The organism is Salsuginibacillus kocurii DSM 18087 (assembly GCF_000377705.1).
Lineage (GTDB): Bacteria > Bacillota > Bacilli > Bacillales > Marinococcaceae > Salsuginibacillus > Salsuginibacillus kocurii.
Genome location: NZ_KB898628.1, coordinates 14610 through 34780, shown reverse-complemented (window position 1 = coordinate 34780; position 20171 = coordinate 14610). Strand labels below are relative to the sequence as shown.

General features: G+C 42.1%; 19 protein-coding genes and 1 pseudogene. 3 read left to right on the top strand and 17 right to left on the bottom strand.

Annotation, left to right across the window (positions count from 1 at the left end):
- Positions 1-87 precede the first annotated feature (87 nt).
- The 6 genes from hrcA to gpr all read right to left on the bottom strand — a co-directional run bounded on the left by hrcA (position 88) and on the right by gpr (position 7193).
- Complete coding sequence (gene hrcA, locus D469_RS0112350; RefSeq protein WP_018923705.1) at positions 88-1119, bottom strand: heat-inducible transcriptional repressor HrcA; 1032 nt, start codon at positions 1117-1119, stop codon at positions 88-90.
- 114 nt (positions 1120-1233) lie between these two features.
- A complete protein-coding gene (hemW, locus tag D469_RS0112345) occupies positions 1234-2370 on the bottom strand; it encodes a radical SAM family heme chaperone HemW (protein WP_018923704.1) in 1137 nt (378 codons plus the stop codon).
- A gap of 176 nt (positions 2371-2546) precedes the next feature.
- Positions 2547-4373 carry a translation elongation factor 4 gene (gene lepA / locus D469_RS0112335; RefSeq protein ID WP_018923702.1) on the bottom strand — a complete coding sequence of 609 codons (1827 nt, stop codon included), beginning with the start codon at positions 4371-4373 and terminating at the stop codon, positions 2547-2549.
- A 150-nt stretch (positions 4374-4523) separates the two neighbouring features.
- Entirely contained in the window at positions 4524-4796 is a 273-nt protein-coding gene (locus D469_RS0112330) for a hypothetical protein (RefSeq protein ID WP_018923701.1), read from the bottom strand.
- Positions 4793-5983, bottom strand: coding sequence for a stage II sporulation protein P (spoIIP, locus tag D469_RS0112325; protein ID WP_018923700.1), 1191 nt, complete (start codon positions 5981-5983; stop codon positions 4793-4795). The genes D469_RS0112330 and spoIIP overlap by 4 nt, the downstream gene beginning before the upstream one ends.
- Positions 5984-6086: 103 nt before the next feature.
- On the bottom strand, positions 6087-7193 hold the full coding sequence (gene gpr, locus D469_RS0112320) for a GPR endopeptidase (RefSeq protein WP_018923699.1): 1107 nt from the start codon (positions 7191-7193) through the stop codon (positions 6087-6089).
- Positions 7194-7332: 139 nt separating this feature from the next.
- Between gpr and rpsT the strand changes: the two genes are divergently transcribed.
- The gene (gene rpsT, locus D469_RS0112315; RefSeq protein ID WP_018923698.1) at positions 7333-7599 is read left to right on the top strand and encodes a 30S ribosomal protein S20; all 267 of its coding nucleotides are present in this window, start codon (positions 7333-7335) and stop codon (positions 7597-7599) included.
- Positions 7600-7935: 336 nt separating this feature from the next.
- Here rpsT and holA read toward each other — a convergent pair whose 3' ends face one another.
- Positions 7936-8958, bottom strand: coding sequence for a DNA polymerase III subunit delta (holA, locus tag D469_RS0112305; RefSeq protein WP_018923696.1), 1023 nt, complete (start codon positions 8956-8958; stop codon positions 7936-7938).
- 565 nt (positions 8959-9523) lie between these two features.
- On the opposite strand from holA, the gene D469_RS21690 reads away from it, so the two are divergent.
- The gene (locus tag D469_RS21690) at positions 9524-9664 is read left to right on the top strand and encodes a YqzM family protein (protein ID WP_018923695.1); all 141 of its coding nucleotides are present in this window, start codon (positions 9524-9526) and stop codon (positions 9662-9664) included.
- 74 nt (positions 9665-9738) lie between these two features.
- Here the strand turns inward: D469_RS21690 and D469_RS20290 are convergent, their stop codons facing one another.
- The 3 genes from D469_RS20290 to D469_RS0112285 all read right to left on the bottom strand — a co-directional run bounded on the left by D469_RS20290 (position 9739) and on the right by D469_RS0112285 (position 14370).
- On the bottom strand, positions 9739-12120 hold the full coding sequence (locus tag D469_RS20290) for a DNA internalization-related competence protein ComEC/Rec2 (protein ID WP_083910807.1): 2382 nt from the start codon (positions 12118-12120) through the stop codon (positions 9739-9741).
- Between the two features lie 221 nt (positions 12121-12341).
- Complete coding sequence (locus D469_RS0112290) at positions 12342-13631, bottom strand: homocysteine synthase (RefSeq protein WP_018923693.1); 1290 nt, start codon at positions 13629-13631, stop codon at positions 12342-12344.
- Between the two features lie 106 nt (positions 13632-13737).
- Positions 13738-14370 (bottom strand): ComEA family DNA-binding protein, encoded by a 633-nt coding sequence (locus D469_RS0112285; protein ID WP_018923692.1) that lies wholly within the window; start codon positions 14368-14370, stop codon positions 13738-13740.
- A 158-nt stretch (positions 14371-14528) separates the two neighbouring features.
- Here D469_RS0112285 and comER point away from each other — a divergent pair.
- Positions 14529-15356: pseudogene (gene comER, locus D469_RS0112280) on the top strand (late competence protein ComER); the annotation flags it as partial.
- Positions 15357-15402: 46 nt separating this feature from the next.
- Here comER and D469_RS0112275 read toward each other — a convergent pair.
- From D469_RS0112275 to aroE, 7 genes are all read right to left on the bottom strand, one after another.
- Entirely contained in the window at positions 15403-16137 is a 735-nt protein-coding gene (locus tag D469_RS0112275; protein ID WP_018923690.1) for a class I SAM-dependent DNA methyltransferase, read from the bottom strand.
- 272 nt (positions 16138-16409) lie between these two features.
- Positions 16410-17261 carry a YihY/virulence factor BrkB family protein gene (locus D469_RS0112270; protein WP_018923689.1) on the bottom strand — a complete coding sequence of 284 codons (852 nt, stop codon included), beginning with the start codon at positions 17259-17261 and terminating at the stop codon, positions 16410-16412.
- Between the two features lie 242 nt (positions 17262-17503).
- Positions 17504-17863, bottom strand: coding sequence for a ribosome silencing factor (gene rsfS / locus D469_RS0112265; protein ID WP_018923688.1), 360 nt, complete (start codon positions 17861-17863; stop codon positions 17504-17506).
- Positions 17864-17884: 21 nt separating this feature from the next.
- Positions 17885-18451: a bis(5'-nucleosyl)-tetraphosphatase (symmetrical) YqeK gene (gene yqeK, locus D469_RS0112260; RefSeq protein WP_018923687.1), complete on the bottom strand. Its 567-nt coding sequence runs from the start codon at positions 18449-18451 to the stop codon at positions 17885-17887.
- Entirely contained in the window at positions 18444-19016 is a 573-nt protein-coding gene (locus D469_RS0112255) for a nicotinate-nucleotide adenylyltransferase (protein ID WP_018923686.1), read from the bottom strand. The genes yqeK and D469_RS0112255 overlap by 8 nt, the downstream gene beginning before the upstream one ends.
- 12 nt (positions 19017-19028) lie before the next feature.
- Positions 19029-19325, bottom strand: coding sequence for a ribosome assembly RNA-binding protein YhbY (yhbY, locus tag D469_RS0112250; protein WP_018923685.1), 297 nt, complete (start codon positions 19323-19325; stop codon positions 19029-19031).
- Positions 19326-19331: 6 nt separating this feature from the next.
- Positions 19332-20171: a shikimate dehydrogenase gene (gene aroE, locus D469_RS0112245; RefSeq protein WP_018923684.1), complete on the bottom strand. Its 840-nt coding sequence runs from the start codon at positions 20169-20171 to the stop codon at positions 19332-19334.

The window sequence follows — 20171 nt, the reverse complement described above, 5'->3', positions numbered from 1 at the left end:
GATCTAGCCTTGTTAGCTATGAACCATTTTCCTTTTCGAAAAGGAACGAGCTTACTTTACAACAATCAATTGATAATCATACCACTATCATTTCTTATAATAAAGGTCTGTTAATGCATTTGTTAAATCTTTCGACATGTGTTCAAGTAAACCGATAACACGGGGGTATTCCATTCGCGTAGGACCTAGAATACCAACGGTGCCGACTGGCTTTCCAGCAATTGAGTACGTAGCCGTAATTAAACTTAAATCTTCAAAAGCTGCCACATCATTTTCATTCCCAATTCGAACCGTTACTCCATTTTCTCCGGTTGAGAGCATGCGGTGAACCTTATCGTCTTCTTCAAGTAACTCCAAAAGCAAGCGAACTTTTTCTACATCTTTAAATTCAGGCTGAGAAAGCAAATTGGTCTTGCCCCCATAATATACCTTCTCTGGTCGTTCGCTCCGAACCGCCTGCTCAAAACTATCTAAAAAGCTGCGGTAATTATTCACATGCTTTTCGAGCACATTAAATACCTCTGTATAAAGTCTTGTATGAAGTTTATACAAGGGTACGCCTTGCAGTCTTTCATTTAAAATGTTTACAATCTTTTCCAATTCACTCATGTCCATCTCGCTAGGTAATGTCAGCGGTCGGTTCTCAACTTGACCTGTATCTGTAACCATAATAGCTACCGCTGATTCTTTGTTTAATGGGACAATTTGCATGTGCTTAAGTTTAGCTTCAAAGGCTTCAGGACCGAGAGCTACTGAAATGTAACTTGTTAATTCAGACAGTACATGAGCTGATTTTTTTATTACTTCCTCAGTTTCTGATACCTTTTGGGCAAATAACGTCCGCAAATCAACAAGGTCCGAGCGAGATAAATGATGCGGAGATAACAAATGGTCCACGTAATAACGATAGCCTTTTTGAGAAGGTATGCGACCAGAAGAACTATGCGGCTTTTCTAAAAAACCAAGCTCTTCCAAGTCTGCCATCTCATTACGGATCGTCGCAGGGCTGTAGTTAACATCCGAACGTTTTGAGATGCTTCTAGAACCAACAGCTTCTGCTGTTTGAGTGTAGTCATCAATTATGGCACGCAAAATGAAAAGCTGACGTTCCGACAACATCAGATATCACCTCTGTTAGCACTTGATTCTTTCGAGTGCTAAATCTAATGATACACTACCAAACGCTAATTTTTTTGTCAACGATGCCGCAAACACTTTTAGAGCTTACCCTATTTAACCAAGGAGAAAACGTTCAAAGACTTCATTGCCTAATAATTTTCCTTTCTTGGTCAAACGTACATGAGTAGGGGTTTCTTCAAGTAATTCTTGAGAAGTAAGCTCCTCCTTTGCTGCTGAAAACACATCGTCAACCGTTTGGCCAAATGTTTGATAAAACATGTCTTTGTTTACACCCTCTATCATTCTAAGTCCCATAAACATTTGCTCTTCCATTTGTTCTATTTCTGTTAACAGATGATGCTCTCGAACAGGATAATCTCCAGCCTCGGCTTGGTTAATATAGTGAGAAACGGGACCGGTATTTTCATAACGTTCACGATTCAGGTAACCATGGGCTCCTGCCCCAACACCGATATATTCCTGATTCAGCCAATATGTTCTATTATGAGCACTTTCAAAGCCAGGTCTAGCAAAGTTGCTGATCTCATACATGTTAAGGCCGTTTGCATGCGTCTCGTTCTCTAACACTTCATACATTTTTGCTTCTTCTTCTTGCGTAAGAAGTGGCAGCCTGCCATTGCGCCACCAATTATAAAACATCGTTTTTTCTTCGACCTTTAATGAATATGCAGATATATGAGGCACCGCCAACTCAGTTGCTTTTTTTAATGTTTCTTGCCAATTAGCCAACGATTGCTTCGGCAAGCCGAACATTAAATCAATAGAAATATTATCAAAACCATAACTTCTTGCCAATTGGATCGTCTCTTCTACCTGTGAAGGGGAATGCGTACGTCCAATTGTTTTTAATAATTCTGGCTCAAACGTTTGAACGCCAATGCTTAATCGATTAACCCCTTTTGTGCTCATTATTTTTAAAAGCTCAGGGTCCACTTCATCTGGATTCACTTCAACCGTATACTCCATCTCATCTGCAAAAGCCGAAGCGTGTTCTTCAATTAATGACAGCAAGCGCTGCATTTGACCAGCAGAGAGAGCTGTCGGTGTGCCGCCACCAATATAAATGGTTCTAAGAGGGGCTGTTTGATCTTTCATACGAAGAGCCAGCTCGCGGCCGACTGCTTCTATATAAGCATCAACAGGCTGCCCGCTAAGATACACTTTATTAAAGTCACAGTAATAACAGATGTGTGTACAAAAAGGCACATGAACGTAGAGGGACGTTGCCATTAAATCACGTCCTTTAACAATGGTAAGATTTACTTAATCACGCAGCGTCTGCTTGTTGAAGTGAAAGAAGCCATGTACAAGCAAAAAGGCTAAACTCCCCTTTTTCCCTCTCCAAAAACAGAGCGGGGTTAGCCAAAAGAGAGTTGAGCCCTTGATTGTAACCTATTCTGACTACATCAATCTTCATTGTCCATTCTTAGAACAGACATAAAGGCTTCCTGAGGCACTTCTACCTTTCCGACATTTTTCATGCGACGTTTCCCTTCTTTTTGTTTTTCAAGAAGTTTGCGTTTTCGCGTAATGTCGCCGCCATAACATTTGGATAATACATTCTTTCTTAATGCTTTAATCGTAGAACGCGCGATCACTTTATTTCCGATCGTTGCCTGGACAGGGACCTCAAATTGTTGACGTGGAATCAAGTCTTTTAGTTTATCAACGATAATTTTTCCGCGCTCGTATGCCATGTCACGATGCACGATAATGGACAACGCATCTACTTGTTCGCCGTTTAACAAAATGTCCATTTTCACCAGATTCGATTCGCGGTAGCCGATGAGTTCATAATCAAACGAAGCATAGCCTTTTGTATTTGATTTTAACTGGTCGAAAAAGTCATAAACAATCTCAGTCAGCGGGAGGTCATAAATGAGGTTCACCCGATTTTCATCGAGGTAGACCATATCCTTAAACTCTCCACGTTTTTTCTGGCAGATCTCCATAACCGGTCCAACAAAATCATTAGGTACCATAATGCTTGCTTTTACAAAAGGCTCTTCTACTGCAAGAACACTTTGCTGGTCAGGCATATTGGTCGGGTTATCAATTTCTATTACTTCCCCGTCAAGCTGATAAACGTTATAAATTACACTTGGCGCTGTCGTAATTAAATCAATCCCGTATTCCCGTTCGATTCTCTCCTGCAGAATTTCCATATGAAGCAACCCTAAAAAACCACAACGGAAACCAAAACCAAGCGCCTGTGAGACTTCTGCTTCGTATTGAAGCGAGCTGTCGTTTAATTCCAGCCGTTCAAGCGCATCACGCAGCCCTGAATAGTCATTGGCATCTACCGGATAAAGTCCGCAAAAGACCATCGGTTTCATGCGTTTATAGCCCGGAAGCGGTTCATCTGCTGGTGCGTGGGCGTGAGTAATCGTATCTCCGACTCTAGAGTCTCCTACATTTTTAATAGAAGCAGTTACATAGCCGACGTCTCCCACGCTTAATTCATCAACAGCTAGTGGATTGGGCTTAAATACGCCCACTTCATTCACTTCAAATTCTTTGCCTGTCTGCATCATTTGAATCTTTTCGCCCGGCTTTAGTGTTCCTTCAACCACGCGAATGTAAGCAATTACTCCGCGATAAGAGTCATACAACGAATCAAAAATTAAGGCTTTCAGCGGTTCATCTGACTTCCCAGCCGGCGTAGGCACTTTTTCTACAATTTGCTCAAGAATCTCTTCGGTCCCTTCTCCGGTTTTTCCCGAAGCTAAGACCGTTTCAGACGTATCAATGCCAATGACATCTTCAATTTCTTTTTTAATACGTTCCGGTTCTGCACTTGGCAAATCGATTTTGTTAATTACAGGTATGATTTCTAAGTCATTATCCAGTGCTAAATAAACATTTGCCAATGTCTGAGCTTCAATCCCTTGCGAAGCGTCAACAATTAATAAAGCTCCCTCACATGCTGCTAGACTTCTAGACACTTCATACGAAAAGTCGACGTGTCCGGGGGTATCGATTAAATGAAAAATATACTCATCCCCGTCTTTTGCTTCGTATTTCAACTGCGCAGAATTCAATTTAATCGTGATGCCACGTTCTCGTTCAAGGTCCATCGCATCAAGCGTTTGCTCTTGCAGCTCTCGCTCACTTACCGTCTTTGTGTGTTCAAGAATACGGTCAGCCAACGTCGATTTCCCGTGGTCAATATGTGCAATTATAGAGAAATTGCGGATTCTTTTTTGACGCTCATTCTTATCCTCTTTCGGCATAATCTTGGATCACTCCCGGCTTAATTTGAACCCGTTACCAGGATCTTGTTCGTCTGTAACGTCTGTTCGCTCAATTCTAGACACTGAGTACAATTATAGCAATACTCAAGCCCTTCATCAATCGCCGGTCCTGGTAACTTTGCGCCGGTGTTATTCTCTGCTTACTGAGCCAATCAATTTACCTATCTCAGAAAACACGTTGGTTCTTTCATTTACCGCCGCATCCTCGCTTTTATTAAACAGGTCTTTCATGCGTTCGTTATCTTCGCTCTCCTCGGTTTCCACTTCCTCTTCCACAGGAGGGGCGGGACTGTCCATGACATTAAGCTGTTCAATTTTTTCATAGGTGTAATAATGACCAAATAACATCCCCACTAGTAAACAAAGAGCCCCAAACACTAGTAATTTCACTTGTTTTTTCAAGGCATGCTCGCCTCCGTTTCCTCGTACTTCGCAATAACATCAGCCATTACTTCTGCCGAACGATAAGCTTCTTGCAAATCATTTTCGACGCCGCCAAATTCAATTAAAACAGATTGGGGAGAAAGATCTTGATTGTAACGGCCATTTGACCCTTGTCCTCCTTTGACAATTACCCCTCTGCTTAATCCTGGATGAGTTTCTTCGATCATATCATGCATCATTTTAGCCATTTCTAAGTTTTGTTCATATGCTTCATGATTTTCGCCAATGACAAATACAATGCGGGCAAATGTTTCATTGTTTATGGTGACAGTCGTAATATCACGAGGCTGTGAATCCCGGTGAATATCAAAGAAAAAATCAAGAGATTGATGGGTCTCCTTTGCTTCCTCAACTAACTCCCGTGACATTTCATACGATTGGGGATAATCCCAGCCGCGCTCATTTAATTTATGTTCAATATCATCAGTGTTTACTTCTGTAGGAATGCCTCTTGCCTCTAATTCATCGCCAAGTCTTTCACCTACAAGGGTAATATTTCGTTCTGAGTGAAAGGCAACTTCCGCATCTTCTTCCAGCTCAGGAAAAAAGGATTCCCGGCTATGGGAGTGAATAATATGGGCTCGTACATCTTCAGTGATTCCTTCTTCTTCAACGTCTGTTTCCTCTTCTTCTGCAGCCAGCTTGTCCGCTTCATCATCAGGTTCTTCGTCTTCTGGCTCAACCGGAGCAGCAGCTTCACGTTCATCCATAAGAATGTCGAGCGGCGGGGCCGATTCCATCGACATATTGCTCATATCTGTTCCTTCCCCCGCTACCGCTACACGCCCCTCAAATTTAGAAAAACCCGGCAGTTCCTGAGCTAAAAGCGTTCGGGGAGCACTCATGCTGACACTTGTTAAGCCTTCGAAAAAAGCTAGAGACAAAGCAGGTGCTTCAGCCTCGTCTGCTACACTTTCATAATGCTTATTTTCCATTTGGTATGCATGTAAAAGCATGGTAACATCCAGCTGGTTTGTCCAATCATGCAATGCTGTGGATGAAAAATGCCTATTTTGTTCAAATGAGGTAAGCGCTGCAATAGACAAGAAAATCAGGCAGCTCGCTATAAACAAAAACCCTAGCACGTTTCTTAAGCGCAGATGCTTCACATAAACGGGCTTGGAGGAACGCTTGTCCTGCTTCATTCTATATCCCCCCTCCCTTCACCCTATGCACGTTTTACAAAGGTTAGACTAAAAAAGTGAACGTATGTACGAAGCAGAGTCTCACAAAAAAGAAGCCTACACATTATCTCGTATAGGCTCCTGCGGATTCAGGTGTAACAGCTTCATGTAAGGCAGCATTTAACCCTTGTGCTAAAACATGGGCCATATCGCTCATAAACGTATCTACTTCTTTCGGAGTGACCATTAGGTTGTGGCCCAATGGACCAAGCACTTCGCGAATAAGCTGTCGTTTTTCTTCTTCATCTAATCCTCCAACTAGCCCCAGCACGGCTTGCCGGTTTTCAGCTTGAGGAATATGCTCTTCGCTTAATTCTGGTTTTTCTCCAAAGGTTAACCCTGCCGGTGCCAAATTCCGGCCTGGAGCGTCACCTTCACTCATTTCTTTGCCGATATGCTTGATTAAGAAGTCAATCGTGTCGCTTGTAATCGACACCGCATCTACTACGGTTGGTATACCAATTGCGATCACTGGAACTCCGAGAGTTTCCTCATTCACTTGTTTTCTCTCATTCTGTACCCCGGCTCCTGGATGTATACCTGCATCAGAGACCTGAATTGTAGCATTTACACGTTCAAGGGACCGAGAAGCTAAGGCATCAATGGCTATCACGAAATCTGGACGGGCCCTCTCTACCAAGGCTTCAATGATGTCGGATGTTTCCATCCCCGTAACCCCCATCACACCTGGAGCCATTGCACTTACAGGTCGATACCCTTCTTCTACATGTTCTGGCGCTTCTTTAAACAAGTGGCGGGTTACCATAATCTCTTCCACGGTTTTGGGACCTAACGCATCTGGTGTAACGTCCCTGTTACCAAGACCGATTATCAAACAAGAATGATCTGGTTGAATCCCCTTTTTCTCAAAATAATCTGCAATTGTACCGGAGAATGTTCGAATAAGCTTGCGTTGCAGCTCAGTGTTTTTATCTCTTATCCCCTGCGCTTCAAACGTTACATAATGACCTGCTTTTTTACCCATTCGTTCTTCTGCTTCAGGGTCGATCGTGACATGGACAAGATCTATCCCATCAACATCCTCATGTTCAACTGCCACGCCCTGATTTTTTGGTTGATCCTCCGTATTTTCGGGGTCCGCTTCTACCATATCTTTTGCTTCAACAGCTAAATCAGTACGAATGGTTTCCTTTTCTTCAGAACGTTCCACGCCTCACCCTCCTCTATGACTATTACATAAGATTAAGTTAACCGAAAATCTAGGATTTATTCTTATATTGCACATCTCGCTTACATTTGGTAAAATCGCTCATGTTGCAATATGAAAGGCTTTGAAGGAGGTGACTCTCATGGCAAATATTAAATCTGCAAGAAAACGCGTAATTGTAAACGAACAACAGCGCGTTAAGAACCAGGCATTCAAATCTTCGATGCGCACAGTTATTAAAGAGTACGAGAAAAAACTCAACAATAACGATATCGAAGCAGCCAAAAACCTATTACCCCTTGCTGTCCAAAAGCTAGATAAAGCAGTAAGCAAAAAAATGATCCATAAAAACAACGCAGCTCGTACAAAATCTCGTCTTCAACAGCGTCTAGATGCAGCTACTCAGTAAGATATAATCTTTTGCTTCGCGCGCGACGTAAAAGCTCTCCGGCTTAACTGCCGGAGAGTTTTTTTATAAGAAAAGCGGAGCGGGCTGGGGCAGCGGCGCAGAGCCCTTCTCTTCCACCGAGGAGGCTGTCGCCGCCGCAGTGTGGGAGAAAGGGATCTCAAGCCGCTAGCCCGCGAAGCTGGACATCGAAAAGCGGAGACGCCTTGCTTAGATGCGACACGTTTTTCTAGAACTGCGCATTGCAGCTTGCTGTACAGAGTCAGGACTAGAAAACACCTCGAGCATCAAGGGGCGGCACGCCGCCAAGCCCCCACCGGCTTTTTAAACAAGCTGATATTATGAGGCCTGTGGTTTTAACTTTAAGATGAACAACTCCAGGGCCAATTTCTTATCAACTTTCCCTGTTTTCACCGTCTCATCGACTTCCGCCAGTTCGACTAACAATTGTTCCAATGTTTGTTTTGAATAAGAAGAGGCACGCGTAGCAGCTACTTTTACTGCATAGGGATGAACCCGCAGCACGCTCGCCATTTTTTGCTGCGAATAACCACGAGTCGAAAGTTCTTTCACGTGCAGCATCATTCGAAATTGGCGTGCAAAAAGAGCTACAAGACGAATGGGTTCTTCATTTTGTTTTAATAGATCATAGAAGGTTTGCATTGCTTGGCCAATCTGTCCTTTTGCGGCCTGGTCAATTAGTGTAAACACATTTTCCTCTAGACTTCTGGGAGTTAACATTTGCACGTCATTTATTGCAATACGCTCGGTGCAATATAAACTTAATTTTTCGATTTCTCTTACCAACGTTAAGAGGTCTGCTCCAGTAAGTTGAATGAGCATTTCCATAGCTTCTTTATCAATTGAACGCTCATGAGAAGTAACTATATTCTCTAGCCATTTTTTCATTGCACCTTCTGAAAGTGGAACTGCCTCCACCGCAGCTCCATTTGCTTTAAGACGTTTTACAACTTTTTTACGGTTATCAATTTTTTCATAAGGAGCAGCAACAACAAAAACAGTATCAGGAGAAGGATTTTCTACATAACTCTCAAACCGTTTTAGGTCATGCTCAACTTTTTCTTTCGTTTTTTGCCCGGTTAGAAAAAAGGCATGTTTCAGAACAACGACTCGCTTTTCCCCAAAAAAAGGCAGGGTTTCAGCTTCTTCAATCGCCAGTTCAACGGGGGTTTCCCGCATATCATATATAGATAAATTAAAATCTCGTTCTTCTTCAGACAAGGATTGCTTAAGTAAATCATGAACAAGGTCATCAATAATGTAAGTTTCCGTGCCATGAAAAAAATAAAGAGAGTGTGTCTTTCCTTGCTGTATGTCTTGTTTCACCTCGAGGTATGACAATTCCAATCTCTCCTTTCTCCACCGTTTCTTCACTGTTTCGCATGTACAGTTTAGCTGATTTCCTACCTGAAGAAAAGAAGAGAGTGTAGCCAATTTAAGAACTCGCTTGCGCTCGAACAAAAGCTACCTATTGGATCATGTCCTCAACATTTCCATTGCAAAAACGCCTTTACAACAAATGAAGAAAGCAGCCGGCGAGGGCCGCTTTCCATCTATATTTAACGCCGGCAAAAGGCCTAGGAACCCTATTTGCCCGCGACCATAATGTAATTACGCTTTATGATATCCTATTCAACCAAAAAATATCGGTGACAACTCCTGACATGGTGCAAGCAACCAAGCTTTCCTTTGATCTCCTCGTATAAGAATTAATTGGCTTATTGGGTCTCGAGATGGGTCAAATTCGTCGTCTCCTCCTGTCCACTAGCTGCATATAAGCTCAATGTGGCAATTTCGAATGAAATTGTTCACATTCTCTTAACTGAACAATGGCAAAATTGATGAACGTTATGGATTTTTTTAAGAGCTTGACTTATACTAGGACATGAGCGAGGAGGGATTTTACATGAATAACGAATTCGAAAAAGACGTCCAAAGTAAACGCAATGACCTGAATGATTCGATCGTGGCTTTTGTGGTCTCCTTTGGCTTCTTCGCTACCATTTTTGTTATCGCAACAGCTGTTGATGTTGTCGGTAACTTGTAAAAGGTTGCCCATTTGCGGGCAATCTTTTTTTATGCCAAAAACTTCCTTGTATACGTTCAGAGAAGGTCCTTGTTTTAGTTTGGAGAAATTGATGTTTCAATTGTTTGTGTTCCATTCTTATCATATGTGAAGCGAACTGCTCCGTGTTGGTCTGTGCGCAGTATCTTTATATTTCGCTTTACTTTTTCTTCGAGCACTTCTGTATGCGGATGGGAAAATCGATTGTTGCGCCCCGCCGAGATTAGAGAAAGCCTCGGATTTAATTGTTCTAAAAAATAGGGATTGGAAGAGGTCCGGCTTCCATGATGTCCTGCTTTTAATACGTCAGCTTTTAAGCCAGGATATTCTCGTACTAACCGCTGTTCTCCTTCCGCTTCCAAATCGCCGGTAAATAACCAGCTCGTTTCTGCAAACATTGTAAAGAGCACAATTGAACGTTCGTTCAGAGAGGATTCATCTCCAACTGGCGACAGCACATAAAATACCTGTTCTGCTGCTGTCCAGTGGTCACCTTCTTTGACGGGTTCTACTGCGACCCTTTCGTTGTATAGCGTTTCAAACAATAACTCTTCTCCTGCTTCTTCAATTGGCACATTGCCATACAGCACCTTCCCAACTTCAACCTCTTCTAACAATGAAAAGATGCCTCCATAATGATCCCAATGACCGTGAGTGATAATTACTTTATCAAGTGAACGTATACCTTGAGCTTTTAAATAAGGAGCGACCACATCCCGCCCCGGGTCAAAGGGACGCTCCCGCTCTTCCCATTCTTCTTGTTCGAATGGAAGGGACCCTCCTGTATCAATTAAATAAACGGCCTGTCGATAGGGAAGTTCAATAAGAAAACTGTCTCCCTGGCCGACATCCAACATGGTTACACGTGCACTGCTGTCAAAATAAGGGGCTACATATTGAATGCCGAGAGTTACAGCTACCCCAATTAACGAAAGAAAAAATGCTTTTCTACCCTTTTCAAAACAAACCAAGGACAAAAGCACCGATATACTTATCAGCAAAAGCACGATATTTGACGGCCTGCCAAGCGTAACGATGCCAATGTTTGTCTCGTGCACAGTTAAAAGAGCAGTATGAATGTAGTGGAGAGAAGCATTCAGAGGTTTCATTAACGATAAGAAATCCAGCGAGAGATGAGATAAGAAGAAGAAACCAAATGAAGCAGGGAGAATAACGACTGAAATGAGAGGGACGAAAATGAGGTTTAACAAGAGGCTAAGCAATGAAAATTGATAAAAGTGGTAAATTAAAAACGGAGTGGCTGCTAGTTGAGCAATGAATGAAACCAGGATGAGACGTTGAAAATAACCCCCCGTTTTCCTAAACACAACAGGGCTTGTAATTATAAGAGCAATCGTAATGGTAAATGATAATTGAAAACCAATATGATATAACATGTACGGGTCAATGAACAACATGACTATGCCAACTATACTTACACCATCAAGAGGATGTAATTTCATTTTAAAACGTAAGCAAAGAAATACAGCCATGGCCATAAAGCTGGCTCGAATTACCGATGGGGCACCTCCTGCAACTACTATATAAGCTGGCAATAGTGCGATCAATACTTCCATGACTCGTTCTTTTGTCAACCCTAATCGCAGCAATAATTGATACTTAAATGCAACAATAAGGCCGACATGCAGGCCAGACACGGCCAAGACATGAATAATGCCAGTTTCTTGATAAGCATCTACTATTTCTGGAGCTAGGTCTTGGCGGTCCCCAAATAATAAAGCTGCTGCCATTCCTGCTGACTCGTCAGGAAAATGTTCTCTAATCATTTGTACGCCCGCTTGTCTGAAGCGGAGTAAGTGGTCTGTAACTCCTAGCTCCTCAGTGACACAACTAAAATGTTCATTAACTTCGCCGTAAAACTGATAAAAAATGCCTTGCCTTTCTAAAAATTGCTGATAATCAAACCCCTTAAAATTAACTGCCGGCGACGGCTTTTCAAATTCACCTTCTATACTACACATCATCCCGGCTTGGCTCGCTTGAAGTTCTTCTAACTCTTCTATATTGCTTGCAACTAGTTGAACACGTACTTCCTCGCTCGTTTCTATGTCTCGCAAAGTAAAAGAGATCTGATTCCCATTTTCTTCAGGGCTGCTTGTGATAACGCCAGTTACGTCAGAGTTTTCAGGATTCAGCATGGAGGCTTGATAGGGAGGAAATATTTCCATTCGAAGAATAAAGAAAGAAACTACCAGAAGGAGAAAAAACCAAATTAAAGGAGGCGGTTTTAATTGGAAGAGCCCTAAAACAGAGAAGGTGAAAAAGGTTAAAAAGCCAACCCCAACGCCTTCTGTGGTGTAAAATATAAGGAGGACTACGCTAGCCAATGCTAGTACAATGCCATAGCCTTTCAAAACAGGTATAATCCCTCCCATTATAAGAAAAGAGAGTGGACCTAGCTGCCATTTAGCGGCCAAGCTCTATATCTTCTTCTCTCATCTATTTCCTATATATTTATTTGCCTTGACTATTCATAAGCTTTTTATATTAGTCAAGTTGGCTTAAATTCACATAGGCAATCTTCAGAAGCAATAAGGGGCAAAACAGCCCCTTTATCTTCAATCCGTATAGTTACACCTATGGTTAGCAGCCATTCGAACCAACATAACCAGTTCAGCTCTTCATTTGCTTGAGCAGCTTAACGCCGACTTTTATACAATGCTTGTTCAATATCCCAAATAATATCTTCCACATTCTCTATCCCTATGGATAATCGGACAAGGTCAGGGGAAACTCCCGCTTTCTTCTGCTCTTCTTCAGTTAATTGCTGGTGAGTTGTACTAGCAGGATGAATCACTAATGATTTGGCATCTCCTACATTAGCAACATGAGAGTGCAGCTTAAGGTTTTCAATAAACGTACGCCCTTCTTCTACACCACCGTGAATACCAAACGTTAAAATAGCTCCTTCACCGTTCGAAAGATACTTTTTTGCTTCGGCTCGAGTAGGATGGCTGTCTAATCCAGGATAACTTACCCAATCCACAAGTTCATGCCCTTCTAGGTAGCGGGCGACTTTGTTTGCATTTTCAGAATGTCTTTCCATACGCAAATGCAATGTCTCCAGCCCTTGCAGTAACTGAAAAGCGTTCATCGGAGCAAGTGCCGGTCCAAGGTCGCGCAAAAGCTGCACACGCGCTTTGATTATGTAAGCTATCTCACCTACAGCTTCAGTGTATTGTATGCCATGATAACTAGGGTCTGGTTCGGTTAATTCGGGGAATTTCCCATTGTCCCAGTTAAATTGCCCGCTATCGACAATTACCCCTCCCAGCGTAGTACCATGACCGCCGATAAACTTAGTAGCAGAATGGACAATAATATCTGCTCCATGATCAATCGGACGGCACAGTGCCGGCGTTACGAGCGTAGCATCTACCATCAGCGGAACACCATGTTTGTGGGCGGTTTCAGCGACCCTTTCTATATCTAATACATCTCCGTTCGGGTTGCCTATCATTTCAGCAAATACGACTTTTGTTTTTTCATTAATCTTGTTTTCAACTGCATGAACGTCTTTGCCATCGACGATATGAACAGTAATCCCTAACTTAGGAAGGGTATGAACAAACATGTTGTATGTTCCGCCGTATAGACCGCTTGATGCAACAATCTCATCACCATGTTGGCAAATGTTTAATATAGCAATTTGAATAGCTGAACTGCCACTTGCGGTCGCAAGGGCGGCCACGCCATTATCAAGTGCTGCTACTCTTTTCTCGAAGATGTCTTGAGTCGGGTTCATAATTCTGCTGTAAATATTCCCAAATTCATGTAGAGAAAATAAGTTGGCTGCATGATCTGTGTTATCAAACCCATAGGAAGTCGTTTGGTAAATTGGCACTGCCCGTGAGTTCGTAGCAGGATCTACTTCCTCTTGTCCAGCGTGTACAGCCATTGTTTCAAGCTTCCATGTATGGTCTGCCATATACATTCACCCTTTCATGATTAAGTGTGCAAACATGCCACTCATTTCTAAGGCGTACTTAACTCTTTTACAGTATAATGAGCAGATTTCAGATTTGTCAAACTTTTTAACGTATTTCAATTAATTCACTGATTTGTTCCAATGAGGCTGGCCCAATCCCGTTTACTTCTTCTAATTCTTCCACCTTTTCAAACGGACCATGTTCTTCGCGGAACTCTAGGATCGCTTGTGCTTTTTGCGGGCCGATCCCCGGGAGAGTTTCCAACTCTGTTTGCTCTGCGGAGTTGATTCTAAGTTTGTCTCCAGCTCCTCCACCATCGCCAGCAGGTGGTTCATCCCACCCGGTGGCTTCATCGTAATCACTTTCATGTGGTACATATACTACCATTTCATCTACAAGCCGTTCTGCCTGGTTAACCGCTCTTGCTTCCGCACTTTCGTTTAATCCACCAGCTTTTTCAATTGCATCAATAACACGAGCTGAGGAAGTCAGTTCATAAACGCCTGGTTTATTTACTTCTCCTTTTATGTCTACTGTAACTTTCTCTTCTACCTCGTCTTTCTGCCCCTCTAACTTCATTTCATCCTTTTCATCTTCTCTCACTTCTGTGTTCCAATCATCTACCGTAGCCATATCTTCCACTGGTTCTTCACTGTTCGTAAAAGAGATAAAGAGTACTACAGCTATCAACAAGCCAAGTCCCATTAATATCCATTCTTTTTTAAAAGGAATATACATAACTTCCCCCTTTTTCAAAAAGTTCTGCGCATATTAACGTATCGTGGTCATAGAGTAACAAAAGGTAAAGTTCTGTTTAAAAATTCTAAATTCCAACTACGTGTAAGACCTTTTCACTTGAATAACTATATTTCTATAAAGAAACGAAAGGATGGAACGTTATGAAGGTGGGCATCATTGGTACAGGGAGTATGGGAGGGATGCTAGCGAAGTCTCTTGTCGCTTACAATGTGGTAAAGTCCCACAATTTACGGCTTTGTAACCGGACAAAAGACAAAGCTGCTAAGCTGGCGCAAGAAATTAGCGGTGCTACCGTAGATACACGGGCTAGTGCTACGGTAAGTCAGTCTGACCTTGTTTTTTTATGTGTGCGTCCAGCTCAGTTTGAGTCAATCGTAAAGGAAATAGCCCCGGTTGCCTCCTCCGATCAAATCTTTATCTCAATTACCAGTCCAGTTCCTCTGCACCAATTAGAGAGCAGACTGCCGGGAAGAGTGGTACGCGCAATCCCAAGCATCACGAACGCAAGTGGATCTGGGGGTATGCTATTAACCTTCGGAAAAGACTTTAGTGCTGTGGAAAAAGAATGGTTTACGGCCTGGTTCCAACAAATCAGCCGACCAACAGAAATAACGGATGATATCACACGCATCGCCTCTGATTTTGTAAGCTGCGGACCAGCATTTTTAGCTTATTTTCTCAAAGAATGGACCGAAGCTGCAGTCAAGGAAACATCGATTTCTTATACGGAGGCTGAAAGGTTAATTACCACCATGATGATTGGACTTGGCAAACTGCTTGAAAAGGAAATTTATGACTTACAAACACTGCAGGATAAAGTTTGTGTACCCGGAGGAGTTACAGGGGAAGGAATAGAAGCTTTGCAACCTTACGTAGAAGGAATGTTTGATGAATTAATTCAAACAACACAAGCAAAGTATCAAGAAGACGTTCGCAATGTCAATGAATCATTTAACGGAGCCTAATAAAGGCTCCGTTTCAGTGTACACCACTTGTTAACAGAGTGGCAAGTTATTTACGTGCACTAAAAAGTATACGCTCACTCTTTTTTTGGGGAGGAGAGTCTTCAAAGTCAGCTTCCACTTCTACCTTCTTAAAGTTCGCTTCTATTAACCATTCTTCATATTTATCGACCGCAAAAGTGCGTTGCTTATGCACTTCCTCTTCTCGCCTGTAAACACCGTCTTCCATTTGCTCAAAAAATGTCAATTCATGTTCGACGCTCCATTTTTCTTGTCCTTCATACACATTCCACATGAGAGCAAGGTCATAAGCAGGATCAGCAAAGCTATGGCCGGGAAGGAGTTCTTCCATTTTATAAGTCGAATGAACATCAAATAATAACATACCGTTTTCGTTTAAGGAGTCATACAGACGTTGAAATGTTTGTCTTACGTCTTCTGGCGTCGATAAATAATTAAGCGAATCACAATACAGAGTAATTACATCAAATGTACCTAGGCCAGATAGGTCACGCATGTCTTGTTGAAAAAGCTTCACGTTTATCCTTTCTGATTCTGCCTTTTCCTTGCACACTGCAAGCATGTCTTCTGAAAGATCTACCCCGGCTGCGTTAAAACCTTGCTTATTAAATTCAATTAAAAATTCCCCCGTCCCGCAACCAACATCTAAAACAGAAGGATTTTCAAAATCTTCCTTAAGCTTGGTCTTCGTCCAGTTTACCCAACTGTCATAAGAAACTTCTGCCATTAACTCATCGTAAATATAAGCAAATGTTGCATACAAAACATAAATCCCCTCTCTTTATCGGTTTTCTCTTTACATGTCACATACTAGTCCTTCTCTAAATGAAAGTTCTGGTAAAGGCCTATGTTGATGGAAGTAGAAGGTGCTAACATACTGGCAAATGTAACGAGATCTTGGTCCTTCCTTCAACAAAGCCTTATAAATACAAATCGCCTTAACTAGCTTACTACAATTATAAAAGAAAGAACTAGCATAAGAAGTAGATGGATTGGGTCCGGGTCCTTATCACATCACCTGTTCTTTTTCTCAAGTTACATCGAAACTGTTTCTTCTTGCACTGGCTCTTTCGCTATTCGTTTCCGGTAAATGACTGCATTTATCTCCGCCCCAACTACAAGAATGATCCCAGTCAGGAAAAACCAGAGCATTAGAACAATAATGCCTCCTAAACTGCCATACGTTTCAGAGTAATTACCAAAATTGCTGACATACAGAGAAAATCCATACGAAGCGACCAGCCAGGAAATTGTAGCAAATAACGCTCCAGGAAGAGCTGTTCTGAACGGGAGTTTTATGTTAGGAGCAAAATGATAAAGAGCTGTTAATATAGCAGCAATGATTAAGATGCTGACCGTCCAACGCAGTACCCTAAATAATAGTTCTGTTTGGGCAGGCAATGAAACAAGTGAGTTGATAAAATGAATGATGATATCACCAAAAATAGGAAGAATGAAAGCTATAATAATAGCTGAAATCATCCCTAACGTTAAACCAATGGAAACAAGTCTCGCTTTTATAAAAGGACGGCTTTCTTCCACGTTATACGCTTCATTTTGTGCTTTAATAAATGCATTCATACCATTCGAAGCTGACCATATGGTGCCAATGATACCTGCCGTCAACAAACCGCCCCGCTCGGTTGTAATCACATTTATTATCTGCTCTTCAAACACTGCTGCTGTCTCAGCAGGTAATATACTTACCATCACTGCCATCGCCCAATCAGGATCAATGTTTAAGTAAGGCAGGATGCTAAGAATTAATATCAGCATTGGCACAATCGATAGTAAATAATAATACGCCTGGGCAGCAGCCAGCAAGGGGACGTTATCATTAGAGAATTCCTTTCCTAACGCTTTGCCATAAGCAATCATTTTACTCATAGTTTCTCCTCCTCCATTCCTGCTTGTCACTATATCCCCGCATACTTAAGTGATTAATCCTTGCTTTCTTCTAGGGCAATTGCACAACCACCCGTATAAACAATAAAAGAGAGCCTTTTAAGGCTCTCTACACGTCTTTTTATTTTGTGTTTCTCTCGCTGCTTGGACCAATCGAAGTATTTAGGCCCACCCTGGTGACTATTCCCGGAACGTAGCACAGAAATCGTTTAGTAAGCAGTATTTCACGGGGAAGTAAGCATCTTATCCAATTGGATTGTTGACGCATCTCCCCAGAGCTTCTCAAGGTTATAATACGATCGTTCATCACGATGGAAAATGTGAATAACAACATCATTGAGGTCTAATAACACCCACCGAGCGTCGTCAAACCCTTCCATTCGTTTTACCTCTAATTCATTCTCCAGGGCAACCTCTTTTACGCCACGGGCGATGGCCTGAACTTGTTTTTCTGAGTTCGCATGGCAAATGATAAAATAATCAGCAATTAACGAAATCCCGCGCATATCCAATGCTGTAATATTCTCTGCTTTTTTGTCGTCAGCTGCCTGTACAGCCATGCTCAAAATATCCTTTGTCTGCATTCAATCACCTAGCCTTTCAAATTATTTATGCTTTGTCATGATAAGATCGTTATACGCTTCAAGCGTTTTAGGAAATACCGGTTGGCTTTTCTTTAACAAAAAAGAAATGGTGTTGGAAAGAGCTAAAATGACGGCTCTATCTATATCCTTTTCTGCTTCTTCCCGAACAGCATTAACACCAGGAAAGTTACGATTTGGCTCAATATAATCGGCTAGAAAAACCACTTTCTCCAAACCATCCATACCCTTTTTCCCTGTCGTGTGCCACATAATAGCTCGTAAGATGTCAGCATCAGAAATACCTAACTCATCTCTTACCAGGCATGCTCCGGCGGGGGCATGCAATAGTTCTTCTCCATAAGAAATAAAGTCAGGATCTAATCCTTCCCCGAGTATAATCGTTTTCATTTCTTCTTTTGGCCTGAATTTCGCATAATCATGCAAAATAGCTGCCCATTCTGCTTTTTCACTATCAACACCGATTTGTTTAGCTAAGGAAATTGCTGTCTCCTTTACTCCTAATGTATGGGTATAACGATGTGCTGTCAACTTTTCTTTAACTTGAGCTAAAGCTTCATCCTTATTCATATAGCTGATTCTCCTCTATATACGTTCTCACTGAGTCCGGGGTCAAATAACGAATACTTATTTGCTGTTTCACCCGCCGGCGCAACTCAGAAGAAGAGATCTCTAGTCCAGGCACCTTCACTCGAATGATTCCATCTTCAAAAGGAGGATTCGAAGGATAAGACGGCCGTTCGGTCACTACAAAAGTTACTAGCTGACGCAATGCGCTAATATCTTTCCATGTTCCTAAATCATCTGCCATATCTCCGCCGATAATAAAATAAAACTCAGCGTCCGGGCTTTCTCGTTTAAAAGTTTGGACCGTATCAATCGTATAAGAAGGACCTTGGCGTTCAACCTCAATAGTTGATACATGGAACTGAGGATGGTCTTCGGTTGCCAGCCTGATCATGTTGAGACGTTTAGTTGATGGTGTCATACCTTCTCGCTCTTTATGCGGCGGCGTATGGGTCGGTATAAACCAAATTTCATCTAATTCACATTGTTCTAATGCTGCTTCTGCTATGACTAGATGAGCGCTATGAGGAGGGTCGAAAGTGCCGCCTAACAGACCGATTTTTTTCATCTGAGTTCTCCTCTACATCGACGGAAGATTAAGTTTTTGATTGTCTGTCGACGTGCGGTATAAAATGATCGTTTGACCAATAATCTGCACGATTTCAGCATGAGTGGCAGCAGCAATCTCATCAGCAGCATGTTCTTTATCTTCCATTGTGTTTTGCAGCAGGCTGATTTTTATAAGTTCACGTGCTTCTAGAGCTTCATCAATTTGTTTAATTAAATTTGGGTTTACCCCTGCTTTGCCAATTTGAAAAATTGGTTTTAGCTGATTGGCCTCCGCCCGCAAATACTTTCGATCTTTTCCTGTTAACATGAGTATCTACCCTCCTAATTGTGCGAGAACGTCTCGTTTCATCTCCTGAACGTCTGGGAGCACATTGACCCAACGTTCAAATGAACGAGCTCCTTGGCCGACAAACATCCCGAGTCCATTATGAATAGCGACCCCTCTTTTCTCACATTCCCGCAACCATTTTGTTTTAAGCGGATTATAAATTAAATCACTAACCATTGCACCTTCTCTAATGTTCTCTATAGGAAAAGGCATATCATCAATGCGAGGGCTCATTCCTATCGAGGTGGTATTAATCAGTAAATCAAACCGGCTTGCAGCCTCTGCTTCTGTTTCCTCACGTTTCATTGGTTTAACTTCAGTATTGCTTGTACAAATATGACTAATTGCTTCTGCTTTTTCATATGTACGATTGGTAACTACTATTTCTTTTACACCAAAGCGGCTTAAGACTGTAGTTACGGCCCGGGCTGCCCCGCCAGCGCCAATGATAAGTACACGCATTTCTTTTAATGCAGGCCCTGTCTCATCAAGTAAAGAATCTAAATAGCCTTGCCCATCCGTATTCGACCCAAAAAGCCTTCCATTTTCATTAACTACCGTATTCACTGCTCCGATCTTCTCTGCTTCCTCGTCAATTTCATCAAGATGCTCCATAATCGAAACTTTATGTGGGACGGTAACATTCCAGCCCGCTACGCCTAATACTTTTAAAGACTCCACTGCTTCTCCCAACTTATCTGGCTCTACATCAAACGCATGATAACGATGAGGAAGGTTCAAGCGGTTGAATGCTCTGTTGTGCATGAGCGGAGACATGGAATGTTCTACTGGGGACCCGAGCAGAGCAAATAGTTTTGCAGTCAT